We start from the raw sequence: 1152 nt of genomic DNA, 5'->3' as shown, positions 1-1152 counted from the left end.
TTCCACCACTGACCCGCCGACCGTCCCTTTCCGCAGGTGTGCGGGCCTCGCGACCGGTCGCGGGGCATCGGCACCTACGGGACGATGAGAACTGAGACCCGCCGCCCGGAAGACCCGGCCGCGTCGGCCGCCCGACGCCGGAGCACGGACCGGCGTCGCGAGTGGGCGGTGAGCCAACCCGTCGAGGAGAGGTGCGATGAAACGGCTCACGGGGCGGACAGCCCTCATCACCGGCGGCGCTCGGGGAATCGGCGCGGCGATCGCGGAACTCCTCACGACCGAGGGCGCCTCGGTGGTCGTCGCGGACGTCCTGGCCGACGAAGGCCACGCGAAGGCCCGGGAGCTGGGCGCGGAAGCGGCCTTCTGCCCACTGGACGTCACCAGCCCGGACGACTGGGCGGCGGCGTCCGCCACCGCCGAGGAGCAGTTCGGCAGGCCGGTGTCGATGCTGGTGAACAACGCCGGAATCCTGGCCTTCGGCACGATCGAGGAACAGGATCCCGAAGAGTTCCGCCGCGTCCTGGAGGTCAACCTCTACGGTGCGTGGCTGGGCATGCACACGATGGCACCCGCGCTCCGACGGGCCGGGGACGGCGTGATCGTCAACATCTCCTCGACCGCCGGCCTGATGGGCTACGCCCAGATCGGGGCGTACGTGGCGAGCAAGTGGGGCCTCCGCGGGCTGACCAAGTCCGCCGCGCTGGAACTCGCCGCCGACGGCATCCGGGTCTGCTCGGTCCACCCCGGCCCCATCAGAACCCCGATGACCGCCGAGATGGACGACTCCCTCGTCGCGGCCCAACCGATCGCGAGATTCGGCGACCCGGAGGAGGTGGCGCGCCTGGTGCTCTTCCTCGTCGCGGACGCGACCTACTCCACCGGCTGCGAGTTTGTCGTCGACGGCGGAGCCACCACCGGCAGCACCATCCTCGCCGAGGAGGACTGACCCCGTCCCGGCGGGCCGCGCCCGGAGCCGGGACCCCACCGGTCAGGAGGCCCCGACCGTCTCATAGCCTCGCTTCCGAGGACCGACCGAGCACGCCTCACCGCTCGTCAGCTCGCCGATCCGATCAGACCCACACGTGACGCCGCGCGCCGAGCCCCTCGCCGCCGGCCCCGCCGCCCGACCGCCGCCCAAGGACGCCCGTGCCC

General features: G+C 72.6%; 1 protein-coding gene. It reads left to right on the top strand.

Annotated features, from left to right (window positions below):
* The first annotated feature begins 196 nt into the window (after window positions 1–196).
* On the top strand, window positions 197–946 hold the full coding sequence (locus GL263_RS26925) for a glucose 1-dehydrogenase (RefSeq protein WP_182858339.1): 750 nt from the start codon (window positions 197–199) through the stop codon (window positions 944–946).
* Window positions 947–1152: the final 206 nt, after the last annotated feature.

The sequence above is a fragment of the Streptomyces durbertensis genome, from assembly GCF_014156695.1.
GTDB classification, from domain to species: Bacteria; Actinomycetota; Actinomycetes; order Streptomycetales; family Streptomycetaceae; genus Streptomyces; species Streptomyces durbertensis.
Note: the sequence above shows the minus strand (reverse complement) of the source record. Positions and strands in the feature narration are given on the sequence as shown.

What these genes read in the sequence shown, in the direction of transcription:
- GL263_RS26925 (WP_182858339.1), top strand. Translation starts at nt 197, where the DNA reads ATGAAACGGCTCACGGGGCGGACAGCCCTCATCACCGGCGGCGCTCGG.